At 56.7% G+C, this 20,052-nt stretch carries 19 protein-coding genes; 6 read left to right on the top strand and 13 right to left on the bottom strand.

Annotated features, from left to right (window positions below):
* Positions 1–58: 58 nt before the first annotated feature.
* The 4 genes from acnD to K787_RS0108125 all read right to left on the bottom strand — a co-directional run bounded on the left by acnD (position 59) and on the right by K787_RS0108125 (position 5,564).
* Positions 59–2,650 carry a Fe/S-dependent 2-methylisocitrate dehydratase AcnD gene (gene acnD / locus K787_RS0108140; protein WP_028614735.1) on the bottom strand — a complete coding sequence of 864 codons (2,592 nt, stop codon included), beginning with the start codon at positions 2,648–2,650 and terminating at the stop codon, positions 59–61.
* Between the two features lie 149 nt (positions 2,651–2,799).
* Positions 2,800–3,927: a bifunctional 2-methylcitrate synthase/citrate synthase gene (gene prpC, locus K787_RS0108135; protein ID WP_022962301.1), complete on the bottom strand. Its 1,128-nt coding sequence runs from the start codon at positions 3,925–3,927 to the stop codon at positions 2,800–2,802.
* A gap of 45 nt (positions 3,928–3,972) precedes the next feature.
* Positions 3,973–4,857, bottom strand: a complete 885-nt coding sequence (gene prpB / locus K787_RS0108130; RefSeq protein WP_022962300.1) for a methylisocitrate lyase — start codon at positions 4,855–4,857, stop codon at positions 3,973–3,975.
* Entirely contained in the window at positions 4,857–5,564 is a 708-nt protein-coding gene (locus K787_RS0108125; RefSeq protein WP_022962299.1) for a GntR family transcriptional regulator, read from the bottom strand. Before K787_RS0108125 ends, prpB begins: the two co-directional genes overlap by 1 nt.
* A 226-nt stretch (positions 5,565–5,790) precedes the next feature.
* On the opposite strand from K787_RS0108125, the gene rloB reads away from it, so the two are divergent.
* The 3 genes from rloB to pabB are packed head-to-tail and all read left to right on the top strand — an operon-like array spanning position 5,791 to position 9,689.
* The gene (gene rloB / locus K787_RS0108120) at positions 5,791–7,320 is read left to right on the top strand and encodes an osmotic stress tolerance membrane protein RloB (RefSeq protein WP_022962298.1); all 1,530 of its coding nucleotides are present in this window, start codon (positions 5,791–5,793) and stop codon (positions 7,318–7,320) included.
* A 9-nt stretch (positions 7,321–7,329) separates the two neighbouring features.
* Positions 7,330–8,343, top strand: coding sequence for an alpha-L-glutamate ligase-like protein (locus K787_RS22580; RefSeq protein WP_022962297.1), 1,014 nt, complete (start codon positions 7,330–7,332; stop codon positions 8,341–8,343).
* A complete protein-coding gene (pabB, locus tag K787_RS0108110; protein ID WP_022962296.1) occupies positions 8,340–9,689 on the top strand; it encodes an aminodeoxychorismate synthase component I in 1,350 nt (449 codons plus the stop codon). The genes K787_RS22580 and pabB overlap by 4 nt, the downstream gene beginning before the upstream one ends.
* 106 nt (positions 9,690–9,795) lie before the next feature.
* Here pabB and thrH read toward each other — a convergent pair whose 3' ends face one another.
* On the bottom strand, positions 9,796–10,413 hold the full coding sequence (thrH, locus tag K787_RS0108105; RefSeq protein WP_022962295.1) for a bifunctional phosphoserine phosphatase/homoserine phosphotransferase ThrH: 618 nt from the start codon (positions 10,411–10,413) through the stop codon (positions 9,796–9,798).
* A gap of 211 nt (positions 10,414–10,624) precedes the next feature.
* Here thrH and K787_RS0108100 point away from each other — a divergent pair, with 211 nt between their 5' ends.
* Complete coding sequence (locus tag K787_RS0108100) at positions 10,625–11,359, top strand: phosphoadenylyl-sulfate reductase (RefSeq protein WP_022962294.1); 735 nt, start codon at positions 10,625–10,627, stop codon at positions 11,357–11,359.
* Positions 11,360–11,401: 42 nt separating this feature from the next.
* On the opposite strand, the gene cysB is transcribed toward K787_RS0108100, so the two are convergent.
* From cysB to K787_RS0108085, 3 genes are all read right to left on the bottom strand, one after another.
* Positions 11,402–12,376 carry an HTH-type transcriptional regulator CysB gene (cysB, locus tag K787_RS0108095; RefSeq protein WP_022962293.1) on the bottom strand — a complete coding sequence of 325 codons (975 nt, stop codon included), beginning with the start codon at positions 12,374–12,376 and terminating at the stop codon, positions 11,402–11,404.
* A gap of 165 nt (positions 12,377–12,541) precedes the next feature.
* A complete protein-coding gene (locus K787_RS0108090; protein WP_022962292.1) occupies positions 12,542–13,453 on the bottom strand; it encodes a 5'-nucleotidase in 912 nt (303 codons plus the stop codon).
* A gap of 9 nt (positions 13,454–13,462) precedes the next feature.
* The gene (locus K787_RS0108085; protein WP_022962291.1) at positions 13,463–14,419 is read right to left on the bottom strand and encodes a putative 2-dehydropantoate 2-reductase; all 957 of its coding nucleotides are present in this window, start codon (positions 14,417–14,419) and stop codon (positions 13,463–13,465) included.
* A 260-nt stretch (positions 14,420–14,679) separates the two neighbouring features.
* On the opposite strand from K787_RS0108085, the gene K787_RS0108080 reads away from it, so the two are divergent.
* Positions 14,680–15,762: a 3-deoxy-7-phosphoheptulonate synthase gene (locus K787_RS0108080; protein ID WP_022962290.1), complete on the top strand. Its 1,083-nt coding sequence runs from the start codon at positions 14,680–14,682 to the stop codon at positions 15,760–15,762.
* Here K787_RS0108080 and mog read toward each other — a convergent pair whose 3' ends face one another.
* The 4 genes from mog to K787_RS22575 form a co-directional block, all read right to left on the bottom strand.
* A complete protein-coding gene (mog, locus tag K787_RS0108075; RefSeq protein ID WP_022962289.1) occupies positions 15,763–16,296 on the bottom strand; it encodes a molybdopterin adenylyltransferase in 534 nt (177 codons plus the stop codon).
* Positions 16,297–16,305: 9 nt separating this feature from the next.
* Positions 16,306–16,710 carry a hypothetical protein gene (locus K787_RS0108070; protein WP_022962288.1) on the bottom strand — a complete coding sequence of 135 codons (405 nt, stop codon included), beginning with the start codon at positions 16,708–16,710 and terminating at the stop codon, positions 16,306–16,308.
* Positions 16,711–16,826: 116 nt separating this feature from the next.
* The gene (locus K787_RS0108065) at positions 16,827–17,111 is read right to left on the bottom strand and encodes a GNAT family N-acetyltransferase (RefSeq protein WP_022962287.1); all 285 of its coding nucleotides are present in this window, start codon (positions 17,109–17,111) and stop codon (positions 16,827–16,829) included.
* Positions 17,112–17,196: 85 nt separating this feature from the next.
* A complete protein-coding gene (locus tag K787_RS22575) occupies positions 17,197–18,597 on the bottom strand; it encodes a GntP family permease (protein ID WP_022962286.1) in 1,401 nt (466 codons plus the stop codon).
* A 228-nt stretch (positions 18,598–18,825) separates the two neighbouring features.
* Here K787_RS22575 and K787_RS0108055 point away from each other — a divergent pair, with 228 nt between their 5' ends.
* Positions 18,826–19,083: an Lpp/OprI family alanine-zipper lipoprotein gene (locus tag K787_RS0108055; RefSeq protein ID WP_022962285.1), complete on the top strand. Its 258-nt coding sequence runs from the start codon at positions 18,826–18,828 to the stop codon at positions 19,081–19,083.
* Between the two features lie 63 nt (positions 19,084–19,146).
* Here K787_RS0108055 and K787_RS0108050 read toward each other — a convergent pair whose 3' ends face one another.
* Positions 19,147–20,052 (bottom strand): L,D-transpeptidase family protein, encoded by a 906-nt coding sequence (locus K787_RS0108050; RefSeq protein ID WP_040640885.1) that lies wholly within the window; start codon positions 20,050–20,052, stop codon positions 19,147–19,149.

Here is a 20,052-nt window from a genome sequence, read left to right as displayed (position 1 = left end):
GTACGGTGGGGCGCCGCGCGACCCCACGCGCATTTTGCGCATCCTGACAAAACGAAACTCAGGCCGCTGGCTCTGCCTCTAGAAAATCCTGGGCAAAGCGCTGCAATATGCCACCAGCATCAAAGATCGACACTTCTTCCTGGGTGTCCAGACGGCAGGTAACCGGCACTTCCATGCGCTCGCCATTCTTGCGGTGGATCACCAGCGTCATGGTGCTGCGCGGCTTGATGTCACCAGTCACGTCGAAGGTTTCGGTGCCATCTATTCCTAACGTCTTGCGCGTCGTACCAGCCTGAAACTCCAGCGGCAACACACCCATACCCAGCAGGTTAGTGCGGTGAATACGCTCAAAGCCTTCGGCCGCAATCGCCTCCACACCCGCCAGGCGCACACCCTTGGCCGCCCAGTCGCGGGACGAACCCTGACCGTAATCGGCGCCAGCAATAATGATCAGCGGCTGCTTGCGCTGCATATAGGTTTCAATTGCTTCCCACATCCGCGTCACTGTGCCTTCCGGCTCGATCCGCGCCAGTGAGCCCTGCTTGATCTGGCCGTTTTCCAGCACCATTTCATTGAGCAATTTGGGATTGGCGAAAGTCGCGCGCTGGGCGGTCAGGTGATCGCCGCGGTGGGTTGCGTAAGAATTGAAGTCGACTTCCGGCACGCCCATCTTGTGCAAATAAGCACCGGCGGCGCTATCAAGCATGATGGCGTTGGACGGTGACAGGTGGTCGGTAGTGATGTTGTCACCCAGTACTGCCAGCGGACGCATACCTTTGAGCGAGCGCTCGCCAGCCAGCGCACCTTCCCAGTATGGCGGGCGGCGGATATAGGTACTCTGTGGGCGCCACTCGTACAGCGGATTGATGTTCTGCGCTTCGCGAGTAATGTCGAACATGGGTATATAGACTTCGCGGTACTGCTCCGGCTTGACGCTGGCCTTGACGATGGCGCTGATCTCCTCGTCGCTGGGCCAGATGTCCTTGAGGGTAATGGGCTTGCCCTGCTGATCATGGCCCAACACATCCTTCTCGATATCGAAGCGAATGGTACCGGCGATCGCGTAGGCCACCACCAACGGTGGCGAGGCCAGAAACGCCTGCTTGGCATAGGGGTGAATACGACCATCAAAGTTGCGGTTACCCGAGAGCACGGCAGTAGCATACAGATCACGCTCGACCACTTCCTGCTGGATCACCGGGTCCAGCGCCCCGCTCATACCGTTGCAGGTGGTGCAGGCAAAGGCCACGACGCCAAAGCCGAGATTCTCCAGCTCACCGAGCAGATTGGCTTCTTCCAGGTACATCTTGACTGTCTTCGAGCCCGGTGCCAGCGAGGTCTTTACCCAGGGCTTACGGGTCAGACCCAGCTTGTTGGCGTTACGCGCAATCAGCCCTGCGGCAATCATGTTGCGCGGGTTGCTGGTGTTGGTGCAGCTGGTAATAGCCGCGATGATCACCGCGCCATCGGGCATCTTGCCGGCTTCGTTCTCTACCACACCGCTGATCCCGCGCGCCGCCAACTCAGAGGTCGGCAATAACGCATGCGGGTTGGACGGGCCTGCCAGGGTTCGCGGCACGCTGGAAAGATCGAAGTGGAGCACCCGCTCGTACTCGGCACTGGTCAGGGTATCTGCCCACAAACCCGTTTCCCGCGCATATTGCTCAACCAGCTTGACCTGCTCGTCTTCACGGCCGGTCAGCTTGAGATACTCGATGGTCTGTTCATCGATATAGAACATCGCGGCAGTGGCGCCGTATTCGGGCGTCATGTTGGAAATGGTTGCGCGGTCACCCACGGTCAGGTTCGACGCACCCTCGCCGTAAAACTCCAGATAGGCACCGACTACTCGCTCCTTACGCAGGAAGGCGGTCAGCGCCAGTACCAGATCGGTACTGGTGATGCCCGGCTGCAACTTGCCGGTCAGCTCAACGCCAATGATATCCGGCAGGCGCATCCAGGAGGCGCGGCCGAGCATGACGCTTTCGGCTTCCAGTCCACCAACACCGACCGAGATCACGCCCAACGCGTCGACCATTGGCGTATGGCTGTCGGTGCCGACACAGGTATCCGGGAAGGCGACACCATCAACTACCTGAACCACCGGCGACATTTTCTCCAGATTGATCTGGTGCATGATGCCGTTGCCGGGCGGGATCACGTCGACGTTCTTGAACGCGGTCTTGGTCCAGTTGATAAAGTGGAAACGGTCATCGTTGCGGCGATCTTCAATGGCGCGGTTCTTCTCAAAGGCATCCTTCTCAAAGCCCGCATGTTCGACGGCCAGTGAATGGTCGACAATCAACTGAGTGGGCACCACTGGATTGACCTTGGCCGGATCACCTCCCTTCTCGGCAATGGCATCGCGCAGGCCAGCCAGATCGACCAGCGCGGTCTGGCCGAGAATGTCATGACACACTACACGAGCCGGAAACCAGGGAAAATCCAGATCACGCCGGCGTTCGATAAACTGCTTGAGCGACTCGGTAAGCATCGCCGGATCACAGCGGCGCACCAGGTTCTCGGCGTGAATGCGCGAGGTGTAGGGTAGTTTGTCGTACGCGCCTGGCTGGATAGCATCGACGGCTTCGCGGGTGTCGAAGTAGTCCAGTTGCGTGCCGGGCAAAGACTTGCGGTATTGGGTATTCATGGTTTCAGGACTCATCAGGTAATCAGTAGCTGGAGCCGGCTTCGGAACTCCAGAACCCGGAAGTACTGACTAACGGCCTCGAGTGTTGGCCGCATTGAGGGTCGACCTTGCAGCTTCTGCGTTAAGTCAGTACTTCCTCAGTGCACTTTTCAGCGCTTATCTATAGCCGTCACAGTACGCGGCGCGACACCAACATATTCAGCACTCGGCCGAATAATGCGGTTGTCCGCCCGCTGCTCCATGACGTGTGCAGCCCAGCCCGTCAGGCGGCTCATGACAAAGATTGGCGTAAACAGCTTGGTCGGAATACCCATGAAATGGTACGCCGAGGCGTGGAAGAAATCAGCGTTGCAGAACAGCTTTTTCTCGCGCCACATTACTTCCTCACAACGCACCGACACTGGGTAGAGCACGGTATCGCCTACGTCCTTAGCCAGCTTCTCGGACCATTGCTTGATGATCTCGTTGCGCGGATCGTTAGTGCTATAGATAGCGTGGCCAAAGCCCATGATCTTTTCCTTGCGTTCGAGCATGCCGAACATTTCCTGTTCGGCGTGATCGGCACTGGTAAAGCGCTCGATCATGTCCATCGCGGCTTCATTGGCGCCGCCGTGCAGCGGGCCACGCAGCGAACCAATCGCAGCGGTGACACAGCTGTGCATATCCGACAGGGTCGAGGCGCAAACGCGGGCGGTGAAGGTCGAGGCGTTGAACTCGTGTTCGGCATACAGAATCAGCGACACGTTCATGGTTTGTTCATGCAGGCTGTTGGGCTTCTCGCCGCGCAGCATGTGCAGGAAATGCGCGCCGACCGACTCATCATCGGTATTCTCGTCGATGCGCAGACCGTCGTGGCTGAAGCGATACCAGTAGCAGATGATGGACGGGAAAACAGCAAGCAAGCGGTCAGTGGTGTCCTGCTGTTGACTGAAGTCTTGCTCTGTTTCCAGGTTGCCGAGCATCGAGCAGCCAGTGCGCATCACATCCATCGGATGCGCTTCTTTAGGAATGCGTTCGAGCACTTCTTTCAGCGCCTGGGGCAAGCTGCGCAGCCCTTTGAGCTTGCGCTTATAGGCATCCAGCTCGGTCTGATTGGGTAGCTCGCCCTTGAGAATCAAATAAGCCACTTCTTCGAACTGGCAGTTAGCTGCCAGATCCTTTACGTCATAACCGCGATAGGTCAGACCCGAGCCTGTCTGCCCAACGGTGGATAGCGCCGTCTTGCCAGCCACTTGGCCACGCAGCCCCGCGCCACTCAATTTCTTTGCTTCAGCCATGATGTTCTCCTTCTTGTTTGGTATCGAGCTTGCTTGCAAGCCCGATCAGGATTTCTTTTGCGCAAAGAGCGCGTCGAGTTTCTGCTCGAAAACGTGGTAATCGATACGATCATACAACTCCATACGAGTCTGCATGGTGTCGATGACATTTTGCTGCGTGCCATCACGACGAATAGCGGTGTAAACATTTTCCGCGGCCTTGTTCATTGCCCGGAAGGCCGACAGCGGATAAAGCACCAGGGAGACATCTGCCGAAGCCAGCTCGTCGGTGGTATATAAAGGTGTGGCGCCAAACTCGGTGATATTGGCCAGAATCGGCGCTTTGATCTTTGAAGTGAACAGCTTGTACATGTCCAGCTCGGTAATGGCTTCGGGAAAAATCATGTCCGCACCCGCTTCAACACAAGCGGCGGCACGATCCAGCGCTGATTCCAGGCCCTCTACCGCTAAGGCATCGGTACGCGCCATGATCACAAAGCTGTCATCGGTACGTGCGTCAACCGCCGCTTTGATGCGATCGACCATCTCCTGCAAACTGACGATCTCCTTGTTGGGTCGATGGCCGCAGCGCTTGGCACCTACCTGATCTTCGATATGCATCGCCGCAGCGCCAAATTTGATCATCGACTTGACCGTACGCGCCACATTGAAGGCGCTGGAGCCAAAACCAGTATCCACATCGACCAGCAGCGGCAGATCGCATACGTCGGTGATGCGACATACATCGGTCAGCACATCGTCCAGACCGGTGATCCCCAGGTCCGGCAAGCCGAGTGAACCTGCGGCCACCCCACCACCGGACAGGTAGATGGCCTTGAAGCCGGCGCGCTTGGCTAGCAGCGCATGATTGGCGTTAATCGCGCCGACCACCTGCAATGGATGTTCTTCAGCAACCGCATCGCGGAAACGTTGGCCCGGGGTTTTTGACATCAGACTATCCCTCCTGAGGAAGTGGAAGCATCGCTCTGCTCTTGCATGCGGCGCTCGATGTTGCGGCGTGAGGCGCTGATATGACGGCGCATCAACATTTCCGCGAGTTCGCCGTCGCGATCGGCGATGGCTTCAATAATGCGGTGATGCTCGGCAAACGCCTGCTGCGGGCGTTTGGGCGTGGTGGAGAAACGGTAGCGGTACATACGTACCAGATGGTAGAGATCGCCGCAGAGCATATCGGCCAGGGTGCGGTTCTTGCTGCCATGGATAATCAGATAATGAATATCCAGGTCACCTTCCTGCTGGTAGTAAGACTCGTTGGCTTTCAGTCCGCTGTGCTTCTCGTGGGTGGCCAGCACTTCGCGCAGACCGGCAATTTCGGCCTCGGTCATATTTTCGGCTGCCTGTCGGCAGGCCATACCTTCGAGCGCTTCGCGTACGTGATAGAGCTCAATCAGCTCAGCGTAGCTCAGTGATACTACCCGCACACCGGCATGCGGGATGCGCACCACCAGCCGCCGGCCTTCGAGGCGCCGTATGGCTTCGCGCAGGGGCCCTCGTCCGATACCGAAGGTGGTTGACAGGTACTGCTCACTGATGCGGGTGCCTGGCTGAATCTCACCCTTGACGATCGCCGTCTGAATACGCTGAAAAGCGCCGTCAGAAAGCGTCAATGCGGGCAAATCCTGTTCGACCTCAGTCATTCTCATAAACCTTGTCTACAAAGCATCGTTATTTCAGGCTTTAATGGACAAATTTTGCGCCATACCCACCAAGATTGTCAACAATCCGAGATTACCAATCTGGTCTACGCTGTTAACAAAGCATCACAAAGGCGCTACGGGCAGGGGGACGTCCATGCTAAGATGCCGCCTGCCGTTGTTGCGGTGCCTGCCGAAGCAGCAATTTCTATAGCTCGTTGAGAAGACTATGCAATCGATCAATCTGCACCTGAAAGTCCTGATCGCCATCCTGGTCAGTCTGGGCCTGGGCATAACCGCCTACCAAATCTTCGTACTGGATATCCCTGTCACCCAGGATGAAACCGACGACATTTGGAGCCTTGATGCCAGGCTTGAATTCCAAGCCGTGGCAGGAACGCCGATCAAGGCGCAAATGTTCATTCCCCCGCTGGATCAGAAATACATCAGTCTCAACGAAAGCTTTATCTCCAACAATTACGGCGTCAGCATCAACCAGGCCCAGGGCAACCGCCGGGTAACCTGGTCGGCGCGACGCGCCAGCGGCAACCAGTCACTGTACTACCGCCTGGTGCTGACCCAGCGTTACAGTGCAGAGCCAGCGGAAGACCCGGCCCCCGCGCCGCGTCAACCTATTGAGCTCGAAGGAGCGGAGCAGGTCGCCGCTGACGCATTGATTCGGCCGATCCGGCAAACCTCTGCTGACATTGAAACCTTCGTCAGCGAAGCTATCCGCCGCGTCAATGACATCACCGATGACAACGTCAAGCTGCTGCTGGGCGAAGACACCTCGCCGCTGGGTAAGGCGCGAGTGCTCGATATACTCCTGTCCAATGCACGCATCCCGTTGGAAATGGTGCATACCGTCCGGCTGGAAAACACACCGAATCAAACTCCGGAGCTCTGGTTACGCAGCCATAACGGCGAGCGCTGGCTTTACTTTCACCCGGAGACAGGCCAACAGGGCATTCCGGAAAACCGTCTGATCTGGTGGAGCGGCAATGCACCGCTGTTCAGCCTTGAAGGTGGCCGACAAGGCCGCGTGACCATCACTCTGAACAACAGCGAAATGAATGCGCTGCGTCTGGCGGAAATGACCACAGACAACACATCCTCAGCGCTGCTGGAATATTCACTATATGGTCTGCCGCTGCACGCGCAGCAGGTTTACCGGGTCATGATCATGATCCCGATCGGGGTGTTGGTGATTTTGATTCTGCGTAACATCATCGGTATACAGACCCTGGGCACCTTTACCCCTGTACTGATCTCGCTGGCCTTTCGGGAAACCGATATCGGCTGGGGTATCGTACTGTTCACGCTGATTACCGCGCTGGGTCTGTCGCTGCGATCTTATCTTGAGCATTTGAAGCTGCAGATGCTGCCCCGACTCTCTGTGGTATTGACCTTCGTAGTGGTCGTCATCGCCGGCATTACGCTGCTGGGTCACAAACTGGGTATGGAAAAAGCCCTATCGGTGTCGCTGTTCCCAATGGTGATTCTGACCATGACCATTGAACGCCTATCCATCACCTGGGAAGAGCGTGGCGGCGGTCATTCGTTCAAGGTCGCCCTGGGCACCCTGTTCGCTGCGACACTGGCTCACCTGCTGATGAGCGTGCCGGAGTTGGCCTACTTCGTCTTTACCTTCCCGGCCGTACTGTTAGTGCTGGTGGGCTTTATGCTGGCCATGGGTCGCTACCGCGGTTACCGCTTGACCGAACTGGTGCGCTTCAAAGCACTGACCACCAAGGGCTGAGGAGACACCATGTTTTTGTGGAAAACCTGGAAAACCCTGAGCGATGCCGGGGTAATGGGCATTAATCGCCGTAACGCGGATTACGTACTCAAGTACAACAAGCGTAATCTGTACCCGATAGTGGATGACAAAATCCTGACCAAGGAGCGCGCCATCGCTGTCGGCATTAATGTACCCGAGCTCTACGGCGTGATCGAAACGGAAAAGGACATCGACAAATTCGATGCGATCATCGAAAAGCACCGTGACTTTGTGATCAAGCCGGCCCAGGGCGCGGGTGGTGATGGCATTATCGTTGTCGCCGATCGCTTTGAGGGCATGTTCAAGACAGTGTCGGGCAAGATCATCAGCCGCGACGATATGGGCCACCATATTTCCAGCATTCTGTCGGGCCTGTATTCGCTGGGCGGGCATCGCGACCGGGTGCTGATCGAGTATCGCGTCAGCCCTGATCCGCTATTCAAAAGCATCAGCTATGAAGGCGTGCCAGATATTCGTCTCATCCTGCTGATGGGTTACCCGGTTATGGGCATGGTTCGTCTACCCACGCGTCAATCCGGCGGCAAGGCCAACCTGCACCAGGGCGCTATTGGCGTTGGTGTGGATCTGGCCACTGGCCGGACCCTCAAGGGCACCTGGCTGAACAAGAAAATTGCCAAGCATCCAGACACCAGCAACCAAGTGGACGGCGTGCAATTACCCGACTGGGACGGCTTTATGAACTTGGCCGCGTCCTGCTATGAGTTGTCTGGCCTGGGATATATTGGCGTCGATTTGGTATTGGACGAAGAAAAAGGCCCACTGATCCTCGAGCTCAACGCTCGCCCCGGTCTGAACATCCAGATCGCCAATGATGCGGGGTTGACAGCGCGTTGCCATATGGTCGAGCGCCACCTGGCAGCCTTAAAGAAAACCGGGCGAACTGAATCAGTTGCCGATCGTGTGGCTTATGCACAGAAACATTTTGGCCAGCCGGCATCGCTCACGGACAAGCCAGCCGAGGAGCCCGGCACCGCAGCATGAGCAGCTCGGAGGCTCCGTGCTACCATCTAGTCAGCCTTCCTTACCAGGCCGATCCCGTGGTACGCCTGCGGCTGCTGCGCGGCCTGGGTAATCCCGTTCTTCTGGATTCCGCGGCGGGCACCCCGCGCTTCGCCCGCTACAGCATTCTTGCAGCCGGCCCACAAAAGCTGATTAGCCCGCAATCCGGGGAAACCGGCCTTCGGGTGCTGGAGCGCCTGCGCGCAGCGATACACGAGCTGGCACCGGCTTCCTGGCCGGAAGGGGCCGAGTTACCCTTTGGTGCCGGCGCGCTTGGCTACATCAGTTATGATTTTGGCCGAATCCTGGAAACACTGCCTAGCTCCGCCCAGGCCGACATCCGCTTGCCGTCCCTGCAGATGGGCATCTATGCCTGGAGCATCGTCAGTGATCACCGCCTGCAACTCTGCTGGCTGGTATGCCATCCCAGTTTGCCGCAGGACCAACAGCAGGCGTTACTTGAACGCCTGAGGGCACCCGCCCCCGCCCCCGAGCCCTTTGATCTTGCAGCCCCATTCCAGCCGGAGCAGAGTCGCAACGAGTACCAGAACGCCTTCGAGCGCGTTCAGGAGTACATCCACGCCGGGGACTGCTACCAGATCAACTTGTCCCAGCGGTTCAAGGCAGACTGTCAGGGCGATCCGCTCGGCGCCTATCAGCGATTACGCAAGGCCTGCCCGGTACCCTTCGCGGCCTATCTTGAAGGCACCGATCATAGCCTGTTATGCCTCTCGCCAGAGCGTTTCCTCAGCGTTACCGCGGGCGTGGTCGAGACGCGCCCGATCAAGGGCACCCGCGCCCGCGGCCGCACTGAGGAGGAGGATCTGCTACTGGCCCAGGAACTGCAGGAGAGCGTGAAGGACCGTGCCGAGAACCTGATGATCGTCGACCTGTTGCGCAATGATCTCAGCCGAGCCTGCCAAGCCGGTAGCGTAAAAGTACCGGAACTGTTCAAACTCGAGAGCTACCCGAACGTACATCACCTGGTCAGCAGCGTAAGCGGGCGGCTGGCTCCTGGAAAAGACGCGCTGGACCTACTGGCGGGCGCCTTCCCTGGCGGCTCCATTACCGGAGCGCCGAAAATCCGCGCCATGCAGATCATCGAAGAGCTGGAGCCGGTACGCCGTAGTCTGTACTGCGGCAGCATCGGCTATCTAGGCTGTGAGGGGCAGATGGATCTGAACATTGCGATTCGCAGCCTGGTTCACCAGGACGACGCGTTGTATTGCTGGGGCGGTGGCGGCATCGTTGCCGACTCGCAGGCCGAAGCGGAGTATCAGGAAACCCTCACCAAGATTCGGGTATTGATGAACGCCCTGCTTTCTTGAGCGGCAAGCATAATCAGAATACCTGCCGCTTCCCTGCAGCAACACCCACTACAACCATCGAGCATCTGCACCATTCAGACTGCTTGTAGCTTGTAGCTCACTCAGCCTAGAGGCTGAGTGTCCGATTGGAGGCCTTGATAAATTCCTTCTTCAATTCCTCGAAGGTATGCACCGCCGGGAACTGCGGGAACTCAGCGATCACATTGTCCGGCGCATGAAACAGAATACCGGCATGGGCTTCTGACAGCATGGTCGTGTCATTATAGGAATCACCAGCCGCGATCACGCGATAATACAGGCTCTTGAACGACAGCACCGACTGACGCTTGGGATCTTTCTGACGCAACTGGTAATCCACGACGCGGCCACTGTCGTCCGTGATCAGGCGGTGACAGAGCAGCGTGGGAAAACCCAGCTGCCGCATCAGTGGCTGAGAGAACTCATAGAAAGTGTCGGACAGGATCACTACCTGGAAGCGCTCGCGCAACCAATCAACGAACTCCACGGCGCCATCCAGCGGATTCAGCGTGGCAATCACTTCCTGAATATCTCCCAACTTGAGACCGTGCTGATCAAGGATGCGCAGGCGCTGCTGCATCAGCACATCGTAATCAGGAATATCCCGGGTGGTGGCCTTGAGCTCGGCAATACCGGTTTTTTCAGCGAAGGCGATCCAGATTTCCGGGACCAGAACCCCTTCCAGATCAAGGCAGGCAATTTCCACAGGCGACTCCTGATAGGTATTTGAATTGGCGCACAATCTACCGGCTGCGTCCCTCTGGCGCAATGGTTCAGGCCCAGGGCACGCTGCCGCATCAGATCTTTTAAGCATAAAAGTATAACCAAATAAAAGAGGATGGACTAAGGCGCCTTTGTTAGACTTTAAAAATCAAGGCAGCCCGCACAGACAGGCGCCCTCAGTTCCGGAGAAGCCAATGGCCGACGATCTTTTTAATGCGCAAGCACTCGCCGCAGAGTACGCGAGCAAATCACCACAGCAGATATTGCAACTGGCGTTCAACCAGTTCGACGATCTATGGCTGTCCTTCAGTGGCGCCGACGATGTCGTCGTGCTGGATATGGCCTGGAAGATCAATCCACAGGTCAAGGTGTTCACCCTCGACACGGGACGGCTGCATCCAGAAACCTACCAGTTTCTGGAAAAGGTTAGAAAACACTATGGCATTCAGCTGGAAGTACTCTCCCCTGACCAGCAGGTGCTGGAAGCCTATGTGAAAGAAAAGGGGCTCTTCGACTTTTATGAAAGCGGCCACGGGGAATGCTGCGGGGTGCGCAAGATCGCACCGCTGCGGCGCAAACTGGCAGGCGTGGATGCCTGGGTCACAGGCCAACGCAAAGACCAGAGCCCTGGCACGCGCAGCCATGTGCCAGTGATCGAGATAGACGGTGGTTTCAGTGGTCCAGGCCAGGAATTGGTCAAGTTCAACCCGCTGGCCAACTACAGCAGCGAAGATGTGTGGAACTACATCCGCATGCTGGAAATCCCCTACAACAGCCTGCACGAACGGGGCTTTGTCAGTATCGGCTGCGAACCCTGCACCCGCCCGGTACTACCCAACCAGCATGAGCGCGAAGGTCGTTGGTGGTGGGAAGAGGCGACACAGAAGGAATGCGGCCTGCATGCGGGGAATTTGATCGCTAAGGGCTAACACCAGCGGTAAGCGACCAGCTTGCCGCTAGTGCCGAAGGCGTCAATGCACCGGCAACTCCACGCCTTCAAATATTTCATCCAGTTCGGCCTTGGTGTGGCATTGCAGGGCTTTTTCTACCCGTTCGCGGGTCAGATGCGGGGCAAACTCCTGCATAAAGTCATACATAAATCCGCGCAGAAAGGTGCCGCGGCGAAAGCCAATCTTGGTCACGCTGGATTCGAACAGGTGCCCTGCGTCGATCATCACTAAATCAGCATCCAACACCGGGTCAACCGCCATTTTGGCGACAATACCCACGCCCAGCCCAAGGCGCACGTAAGTCTTGATTACATCCGCATCAGCGGCAGTGAACACTACCTTGGGTGACAGGCCACGGTTGCTGAAAGCGTCATCCAACTTAGAGCGTCCGGTGAAACCGAATACGTAGGTCACCAATGGATGCTCCGCCAACGCCTCGAGCGTCAGGCTGGCAGTTTGCGTTAATGGATGCCCCTTGGGCACGATGACGCAGCGATTCCACCGGTAGCAGGGCATCATCACCAGGTCGGCAAACAGTTCCAGCGCTTCGGTGGCAATGGCAAAATCGGCCGTGCCGTCCACGGTCATTTCGCAAATCTGGATTGGCGTGCCCTGATGCATGTGCAACGACACATCGGGATAACGCTGAATAAACTTGCTGATGATCGGCGGCAATGCATAGCGTGCCTGGGTATGAGTCGTGGCTAAGGTGAGATTGCCCTTACGTTCATTGCTGAACTCCTGCGCTATCTGCTTGATGCTGTCGACCTTGCGCAAAATCTCACCGGCAGTATGAATGATCCGCTCGCCCGCTGGGGTAATACGGGTAAGGTGTTTGCCACTGCGGGAGAAAACTTCAACACCGAGCTCGTCTTCAAGCAAACGTATTTGCTTGCTGATACCCGGCTGGGAGGTATACAGACTCTGGGCAGTAGCGGAGACATTCAGATCATGGTGCGCCACTTCCCAGATGTAGCGGAGTTGCTGCAATTTCATCAGTGCGTTCCCCTGTTGTATCCAGCGGCGCCATCTCCCGGCGCTTTATAACCATATTAGCTTATTTAACAATCAGGTTAGACCATAAAATCTGGAGATGACTGCAACAGGGCTGAAATATTCCGACCGCCGGTCACTGTTTGAAAGGCTGCCGGCCTTTTTTGCTCAGGGTTTGATCAGTAGATTACTGATGCCATGCGGCACATGCCCGGTAGGCACCACACCTACCGCACTACGGCAGTGCCCCTCCTGGTCATCGAAAAACAGATCGGCGCCAAAAGCACGCAGAAACTCGGACTTATCCATGCCCCCGAGAAAAAGCGATTCATCGAGACGAATATCCCATTCGCGCAGGGTGCGTATTACCCGTTCGTGGGCTGGCGCACTGCGGGCAGTAAATAGCGCGGTACGAATAGGGCACTCACCCGCAGCAAACTCGGTCTGGATACGATTGAGTGCCGCGAGAAAGGCTTTGAATGGGCCACCGCCTAGCGGATCACGAGCCGAAGCCAACTCGTTGGCCTGAAAGGCTTCCAGACCGTCGCGTTGAAACACCTGCTCGGATTCATCAGAAAACAATACGGCGTCGCCATCGAAGGCGATTCGCAATTCGTCACGCATTTCTCTAGGTTGCTTGGAGGGAAGAATAGTCGCAGCGGCAAAGCCAGCTTCCAGCGTGCTGCGCACATCTTCGGCATGCGTTGACAAAAATAACTGGGTGCCAAACGCCGGAATATACTGGAATGGGCTACGCCCACCGGCAAAGGCCGCGCGCGTAATACCCAAGCCATAATGCTGAATGGAGTTGAATACTCGTAGACCAGTATCGGCGCTATTACGCGACAGCAGTACCACTTCTACTCGGCTGTCTCCCTCAAGCATGCTGTTAATACGCAACAGCTTCTGAACCAAGCCGAAGGCCTCCCCCTGCTCCAGCGGCGTATCTTCCCTGGCTATCTGATACTGCCGATAGGCTTCCAGGCCTTCCTGTTCGTAAACCTGATGACTTTCATCCAGATCAAACAGCGCTCGGGATGAAATGGCTACGACCAACTTATCGCCTAACCTGACCGGCATACTCTTTCCTCAATCGGGTTGCAGGTAAGTGTCTTGTACAAATTGCAGCATGTTCAACAATGCCTCGGTTTTTGGCATGCTGCAACCGGCCTCTGCGCCCAGTTTCAAGGCTTCGCCGTACAGACTGTCCAGCTCCATCGGCCGTTTGTGCAGCCAATCGTGGTACATGCTGGGATAGTAATCAGGCATGTGCCGTGTCGCTTTCAGCAGCTTGGCCGCATAGTCCTCAGGCATAGCGTGACCGCACGCCTTGGCAGCGGCAATCACTTCGCCCATCAAATCACCGATCAGTTGCCGGCTGGCAGCGCTCTTGAGCAGCGCTTGCGTACCCGCGTCGAGCAACACGGAAACACCATTAAAAGACGCGTTCCAGACCAACTTCTGCCACCTTGCCGCGTCAATGTTGGCCATTTCGCGTGCTTCAATACCGGCGCCGCGAAACAGCTCGGCAGCGGTCGCAATGATCTCGGCGGCTGCGGCCCCGGACGCAGGGCCGGAGTGATAGCCCAGGTCCACCAGGCCATTAGCCTGGTGTTTCACCTGGCCGGGGCCTTCACGGTACAGGCAGACGTAACACAACCCGCCAACCAGATGGATATGATCGGGGAGCAACGGGCGCAAATAAGTTTCGTTGTTCAAACCATTCTGGAACAGCACCACCTTCGCCCCTGGCGCGGCTGCCGCCGCTATGATGGGCGCTAAATCGGCATTGCCGGTGGCCTTGGTGCCCACCAACAACCAGTCGCAGGGCGGCATACTGGCAACATCCTTGTAGGCCTGCACCGGGTTCAGCGTCATGCTGCCGTGCACCATACTGTCTACCGTAATGCCGTTCTTGACCACGGCGTCATATTCGCTGCGCAACAGAAAATGCACATCATGACCGGCCCGTGCCAGCATCAGTCCGTAGAAGCCACCAATAGCTCCGGTTCCGATAACGCCTATACGCGGTTTTGCCTGCTGCATGAGAACCTCTTTACTCGCATGGATTGTTTCACACTGGGTGTCTGAAACTGTTCTGTGACGCCTATGGTAATCGGCACGCCCACGCCGAGACAGTCAGCCACGCGACAAAGCCGCCCAGAATCAAATTTTCCTGCTAATTGAGGCGTTTAATCGACCCAATACAGCATCCCGGGCTAGCCTCGTTGAGCATCCTTGATTAAGCTGTCTGCACTTATTAAAGGCAGCCCGATTGACTGCCTACTGACTTGCCGGGATAGATGATGGCCGACTTACCTATTAATGATCTCAACGTCGCCTCCAATGAGGTACTGATTACACCTGCCCAACTCAAGGCCAAGATCCCCATTAGTGAGGCCTCGGAAACTACTGTGGTGCAAAGCCGCCAAGTGATCCGTGACATCCTGGATGGCCGCGACCACCGCGTGTTTATTGTTATTGGCCCCTGCTCCATCCATGACCTGGAGGCTGCCAAAGATTATGCGGCACGCCTGAAAAAGCTCGCAGACGAAGTCGGTGATACGCTGTATCTGGTCATGCGCGTGTATTTTGAAAAGCCGCGCACCACAGTAGGCTGGAAAGGTCTGATCAACGATCCCTACCTGGACGATTCTTTCAAGGTTGCAGATGGCCTGCACATAGGTCGCCAATTGCTCAGCGACCTTACTGCGATGGGCTTGCCGACCGCAACCGAAGCTCTGGACCCCATTTCCCCCCAGTACTTGCAGGACCTGATTTCCTGGTCTGCCATTGGTGCGCGCACTACCGAGTCGCAAACCCATCGCGAGATGTCCTCCGGCCTGTCTTCGGCGGTTGGCTTCAAGAATGGTACCGACGGCAGCCTGACGGTGGCCATCAATGCGCTGCAGTCGGTTTCCAGCCCGCACCGTTTCCTGGGTATCAATCAGGATGGTCAGGTATCGATCGTCACCACCAAGGGCAACCAGTACGGCCATGTGGTGCTGCGCGGCGGTAACGGCAAACCCAATTATGATTCGGTCAGTGTTTCCCTTTGCGAAAAGGAGCTGGCGAAAGCGGGCATCGCGCCGAACATCATGGTCGATTGCAGCCACGCCAATTCCAACAAGGATCCCGGCTTGCAGCCGCTGGTCATGGATAACGTGGCCAACCAGATTCTGGAAGGCAACAACTCGATTATCGGCCTGATGGTAGAAAGCCATATTGGGTGGGGCAGCCAGTCCATTCCCAAGGATCTGTCGCAACTAAAGTACGGCGTCTCGGTTACCGATGCCTGTATTGACTGGGACACCACGGTGGAAAGCGTGCGCAGCATGCACGCCAAACTGAAAGATGTACTGCCGCGCCGCCAGCGCAATATAAGCTGATCAGGACGCTGGACGGAAGGCTTCGATCACGGCCGGATTGCATTCCAGATACGGCCCGCCCATCAAATCTATGCAGTAGGGAACGGCGGGAAACACCGCGTCCAGACACTGGCGTATGGCTCTGGGCTTGCCCGGCAAGTTGATAATCAAACTGCTGCCGCGCAACCCGGCGGTCTGCCGGGAAAGAATGGCGGTGGGTACATATTTCAGAGATTCGGCGCGCATCAATTCACCGAACCCGGGCATCATGCGGTCACAGACCGCTTCAGTGGCTTCCGGCGTGATATCACGCTCAGCCGGGCCCGTGCCGCCGGTGGTGACAACGAGGCAACAATCCTCTTCATCGACCAGATGCTCAAGCGCCTGCTCGATCTGCCGCGCCTCATCTGGAACCAGACGGTAGACCGGCTCCCACGCACTGCTCAAATAGTCGCTCAGGGTGTCAATAATCGCCTTGCCCGAGATATCCTGATAGACGCCAGCGCTGGCGCGATCACTGACGGTAAGTATTCCGATTCGGGTTACCTTGGTCATATTCTGCCCTCAATACAACTGGATTATTTCGCCATCACGACTCAGTGCCAGGAACTGGGCGACCATGCCGGCCTGAATCTGCTCCATCATCATCTTCAACGGTTGTTCAGCTTCATCGCCATTCGGCTGCACCCCGCCGCGCCCGCTCATGGCCGAGACAAACGCAACGTTCCAGTAAATACCGGTCCGCTCTGACTCGGCAACCAGAGTACCGAAATCCTCTACTTCGCTGGGCAGCTTGTCGACACACAAAACCGGGCTTAATGTCCCGCCCTCGCCCCGCTCAAATTGGCTGATTTGCTCGGCAGTGGCTCCTTCGGGCAGCTCGGCCGTGGCGAACACAAACAGCAGCCGTTGCGGCTCTGTTTGCATGCCGGCGACGCGGATCAAGTCTGAGTAGGTTTCAATATTCATGCTCGCGGTACCTTGTCTCGAATATCGGTATAGCGTAGCAACTGCCCGCCGCTGGTTTACGGGGCATTGGAGGAAGGGGCGGTGCCTCTTTCGAGGTACTAACTTCGAGGGTCGGCTTAGCTCTGCCGTGCCCGGAGCTTTTCCTGGCGCTGCATGTAGCGTTCAACATAGGAGCATGAGGGTATGACCTGGTATCCCCGGTCGCGAGCAAACTGCAGCGCATGCTCGGTCAATTTCGCGGCCAAGCCTTTGCCACGTAGCGCGTTGGGGACGAACGTGCGATAGATATCCAGCGTTTTCCGACCAAGATCCATGTAAGCCAAGTAGGCACGGGTGCCATCAATAGTGACATAGAATTGTTTATCATCCGGATCGTGCTGGACGATTATGCTCTGCTCCATACTTGTTCTCCCCGGCAGTATAAATGCCTGCAAAGACTGTTGACCCCCGCCAGCCGAAAAAATTCACTGGTGGAGGCCAATCCGTTTATACCGGCGGATTTACTCCCACCCCGAGAGCCATCAGCAGCGCTATCGATGCCAGACAAGCGACTACCGGAATAGCCACCGTGACCATAAACATGTCTTTATAAGCTTCCTTATGTGTCAATCCCATGATCATGAACGTGGCAATCACCGCACCGCAATGCGGCAGAGAATCCAGCCCGCCGGAGGCGATAGCGGCAATACGGTGAAGAATCTCCGGCTCAACACCCATTTCAAGATAGCTGGGGGCGAGCGTTTGCATGAATATCTGCAAACCACCTGACGAAGAGCCGACGATTGCAGAGACGACACTGGCCGAGGCAAAGACCGAGAGCAACGGTGGCAGGTCGGCGTTGAGCATCCACTGAGCAAACTGACCAAAGCCCTCCGTTTGCGTTACAACGCCGCCAAAACCGATGACGGCGGCGGTATTGATCAGCGGCATGATGGAATCTTCCGCTCCCTGTCCAAACACCTCCACCATCTTGCGGCGCATGCTCGGGAAGAGCACCACGCAGGTTAACGATCCCAACACCAGCGCCATACTCGGCCAAATGATCGGTTGTACCTGGCTGAACGCCAAGAGTGAAGCGAAACCACTATCACTCTGCGACCAGTCACCCAGACCGATAATCAAACGGGGTAACATGATGACACCCAGCACCACCGCCATGGGGACCAGAGCCAGCTTCCAGGACGGCACATCCTCTGGGTCGCCCGCCAGTTGTTCCATGCGCCGGTCCTGCATATTTTCGACAAAGCCCTCACCGTTGGCTTTGGCCAGCCGCCAGCCGCGCTCCACGTACCACATGCCCAGGCCAGCCATGATCAAGGCGGCGAACAACCCTATCCAGCCACCCGCGAACAAATCGGTACCCAGTGAACTGGCCGAAATGACGTTATGAATGGATGGCGTGCCGGGCAAGGCTGTCATGGTAAAGGTGCCTGCACCTACCGATGTAGCGGCCGCCCAGAGACGCTTGGGGAGATTAGCTTCGCGCATCAGCGTGATGCCTAGCGGATACATGGTGAACACCACCACGAACACCACCACACCGCCGTAGGTAAGCAACGCACAGACAATCATGCCGACCAGCAGCGTCTGTTTAACACCGAGGCTACGGGTGATCGCCAATGCAATGCTTTTAGCCGCCTGGCTGGTCGCCATGGCCTTGCCAAATATGGCGCCACACAGAAATAGCAGGAAGAAGCGGCCGGCGAAGCTGAAGGCTCCCAACGAGCCGGAGGGGTAATATTCCAGCAACGTGCGGGGAATCAGCAGACCATTGGTTAGCGCTACCACCAATGAGCAGACCAGGGATGCGATAAAAATATTGATGCCTCGCATGGCCATGTAAATCAGCAGGGCCAACCCCGCCAGCAATCCCAGATTACCCAGCATCGCGTATTTTCCTTATAGTTATTGATTTCAACTGGGTCACAATACCTCAGCAGCGAGACAATACAATAAGCAACCGGTTCGTTCTATATGCTGAATACCCCATGATTTATGATCCACATCAATTCCGCACTCGGCGGAAAATGCTAAGCTTTCTATGCTGGGTGACCGGCATATACACGAATTGACGAGACGAATTGGCGAATAGAGATTTGCAAATAGGGGATCGACATGAAAAACGTTTTGACTGTATCGACCGTTGCATTGGCGGCCTTGCTGGCTGCTGGTTGCAGCAACACCCAATATCAGCAAGAAACCACTAGCAGGCTCTCAGCGACAGAAACGGCAACGGCACGCGCTCAGGCCCGAGCAGATGAAGCCTATCGTAAAGCCGAGGAAGCCATGGCAGCAGCCCAGCGCGCCCAACAGGCCGCGGATGAAGCCAACGAGCGAGCCATGCGCATGCTGGAACAAACTAGCCGCAAGTAGCTATTGCTCTGTTGTGCGAGCAGATGATGCCGGTCTATTCGGGCCGGCGTTATCTGCCATCGCCTACCTCTGCCCTATCGCAGTGGGCATGCCACTTTCCTCGAAAACGGCATCACGAATACGGTTCCAGTCCAAACGCAGATCGATAAAGCGCTCCGCCTCTTCTGCCAGCAATTGCTGGACAGCAGCCTGACGATCTATGGTTGATGGCATGCCGTGCTCATCCAGCGGCGTGTGAACCTCGATTAGCAGCTCGTCATTGCGCAACCCAAGCTTGTAAGGCTGGTTGACTATGCGCACCGGCGTACCGATCGGGATTAACGGAAAAAGCGCGGCGACATCCTCATTACGCATGCGAAAACAGCCGTGACTCACACGCATGCCAATACCAAATTTCTTATTGGTGCCGTGAATCACATAGGCGCCCATCGCCAGATTCATTTTAAACGGCCCCATTGGGTTGTCCGGCCCTGGCGGCACCACTGTAGGCAAAAAATCACCCTTTGCGGCGTGCTCATCCCGGATCGACTGAGGCGGATACCAGGATGGATTGGCTTCCTTGCGCGCCACCTGGGTGTCGCCCAACGGAGACGACCAGCCTTCACGGCCGATGCCCACCGGATAGGTGATAACCCGATCGCCTTCCGGGGGGTAATAGTACAAACGGTATTCCGGCAAGTTGATCACAATACCTTCACGCGGCCCCTCTGGCAGGATCCGCTCGGCGGGCAGCGTAATATGCGCTCCGTCGCCTGGCAGCCAGGGATCGAGACCAGGATTGGCGGCCAGCATTTCCAGGTAACCAAAGCCGTAATGTTCACCCAGATCGGCCAGCGTATCTTCATAAACAGCCTGCACGCTCAGCGCTTTGCCGATCACGCTCTGCTCGGGGCCGTCCAAGGGGTATTCGTAAGCAGCCAGTGCGGGAGCAACCAGTAGCAAACCCAGTAACAGGGTGCGGACCGCCAT

This window comes from Halopseudomonas pelagia CL-AP6 (assembly GCF_000410875.1).
Lineage (GTDB): Bacteria > Pseudomonadota > Gammaproteobacteria > Pseudomonadales > Pseudomonadaceae > Halopseudomonas > Halopseudomonas pelagia.
The sequence above is the reverse complement of the archived record's forward strand: the minus strand, read 5'-3'. Positions and strand labels throughout refer to the sequence as shown.

Bases quoted from the DNA above. Each gene is read 5' to 3' on its own strand.
- K787_RS0108125 (WP_022962299.1), bottom strand. From the start codon at position 5,564: ATGACTGAGGTCGAACAGGATTTGCCCGCATTGACGCTTTCTGACGGC.
- mog (WP_022962289.1), bottom strand. From the start codon at position 16,296: ATGACCAAGGTAACCCGAATCGGAATACTTACCGTCAGTGATCGCGCC.
- acnD (WP_028614735.1), bottom strand. From the start codon at position 2,650: ATGAATACCCAATACCGCAAGTCTTTGCCCGGCACGCAACTGGACTAC.
- K787_RS22580 (WP_022962297.1), top strand. From the start codon at position 7,330: ATGTTTTTGTGGAAAACCTGGAAAACCCTGAGCGATGCCGGGGTAATG.
- prpC (WP_022962301.1), bottom strand. From the start codon at position 3,927: ATGGCTGAAGCAAAGAAATTGAGTGGCGCGGGGCTGCGTGGCCAAGTG.
- rloB (WP_022962298.1), top strand. From the start codon at position 5,791: ATGCAATCGATCAATCTGCACCTGAAAGTCCTGATCGCCATCCTGGTC.
- K787_RS0108070 (WP_022962288.1), bottom strand. From the start codon at position 16,710: ATGAATATTGAAACCTACTCAGACTTGATCCGCGTCGCCGGCATGCAA.
- K787_RS0108055 (WP_022962285.1), top strand. From the start codon at position 18,826: ATGAAAAACGTTTTGACTGTATCGACCGTTGCATTGGCGGCCTTGCTG.
- cysB (WP_022962293.1), bottom strand. From the start codon at position 12,376: ATGAAATTGCAGCAACTCCGCTACATCTGGGAAGTGGCGCACCATGAT.
- prpB (WP_022962300.1), bottom strand. From the start codon at position 4,857: ATGTCAAAAACCCCGGGCCAACGTTTCCGCGATGCGGTTGCTGAAGAA.
- K787_RS0108050 (WP_040640885.1), bottom strand. From the start codon at position 20,052: ATGGCGGTCCGCACCCTGTTACTGGGTTTGCTACTGGTTGCTCCCGCA.
- pabB (WP_022962296.1), top strand. From the start codon at position 8,340: ATGAGCAGCTCGGAGGCTCCGTGCTACCATCTAGTCAGCCTTCCTTAC.
- K787_RS0108090 (WP_022962292.1), bottom strand. From the start codon at position 13,453: ATGCCGGTCAGGTTAGGCGATAAGTTGGTCGTAGCCATTTCATCCCGA.
- K787_RS0108065 (WP_022962287.1), bottom strand. From the start codon at position 17,111: ATGGAGCAGAGCATAATCGTCCAGCACGATCCGGATGATAAACAATTC.
- K787_RS22575 (WP_022962286.1), bottom strand. From the start codon at position 18,597: ATGCTGGGTAATCTGGGATTGCTGGCGGGGTTGGCCCTGCTGATTTAC.
- K787_RS0108100 (WP_022962294.1), top strand. From the start codon at position 10,625: ATGGCCGACGATCTTTTTAATGCGCAAGCACTCGCCGCAGAGTACGCG.
- K787_RS0108080 (WP_022962290.1), top strand. From the start codon at position 14,680: ATGGCCGACTTACCTATTAATGATCTCAACGTCGCCTCCAATGAGGTA.
- K787_RS0108085 (WP_022962291.1), bottom strand. From the start codon at position 14,419: ATGCAGCAGGCAAAACCGCGTATAGGCGTTATCGGAACCGGAGCTATT.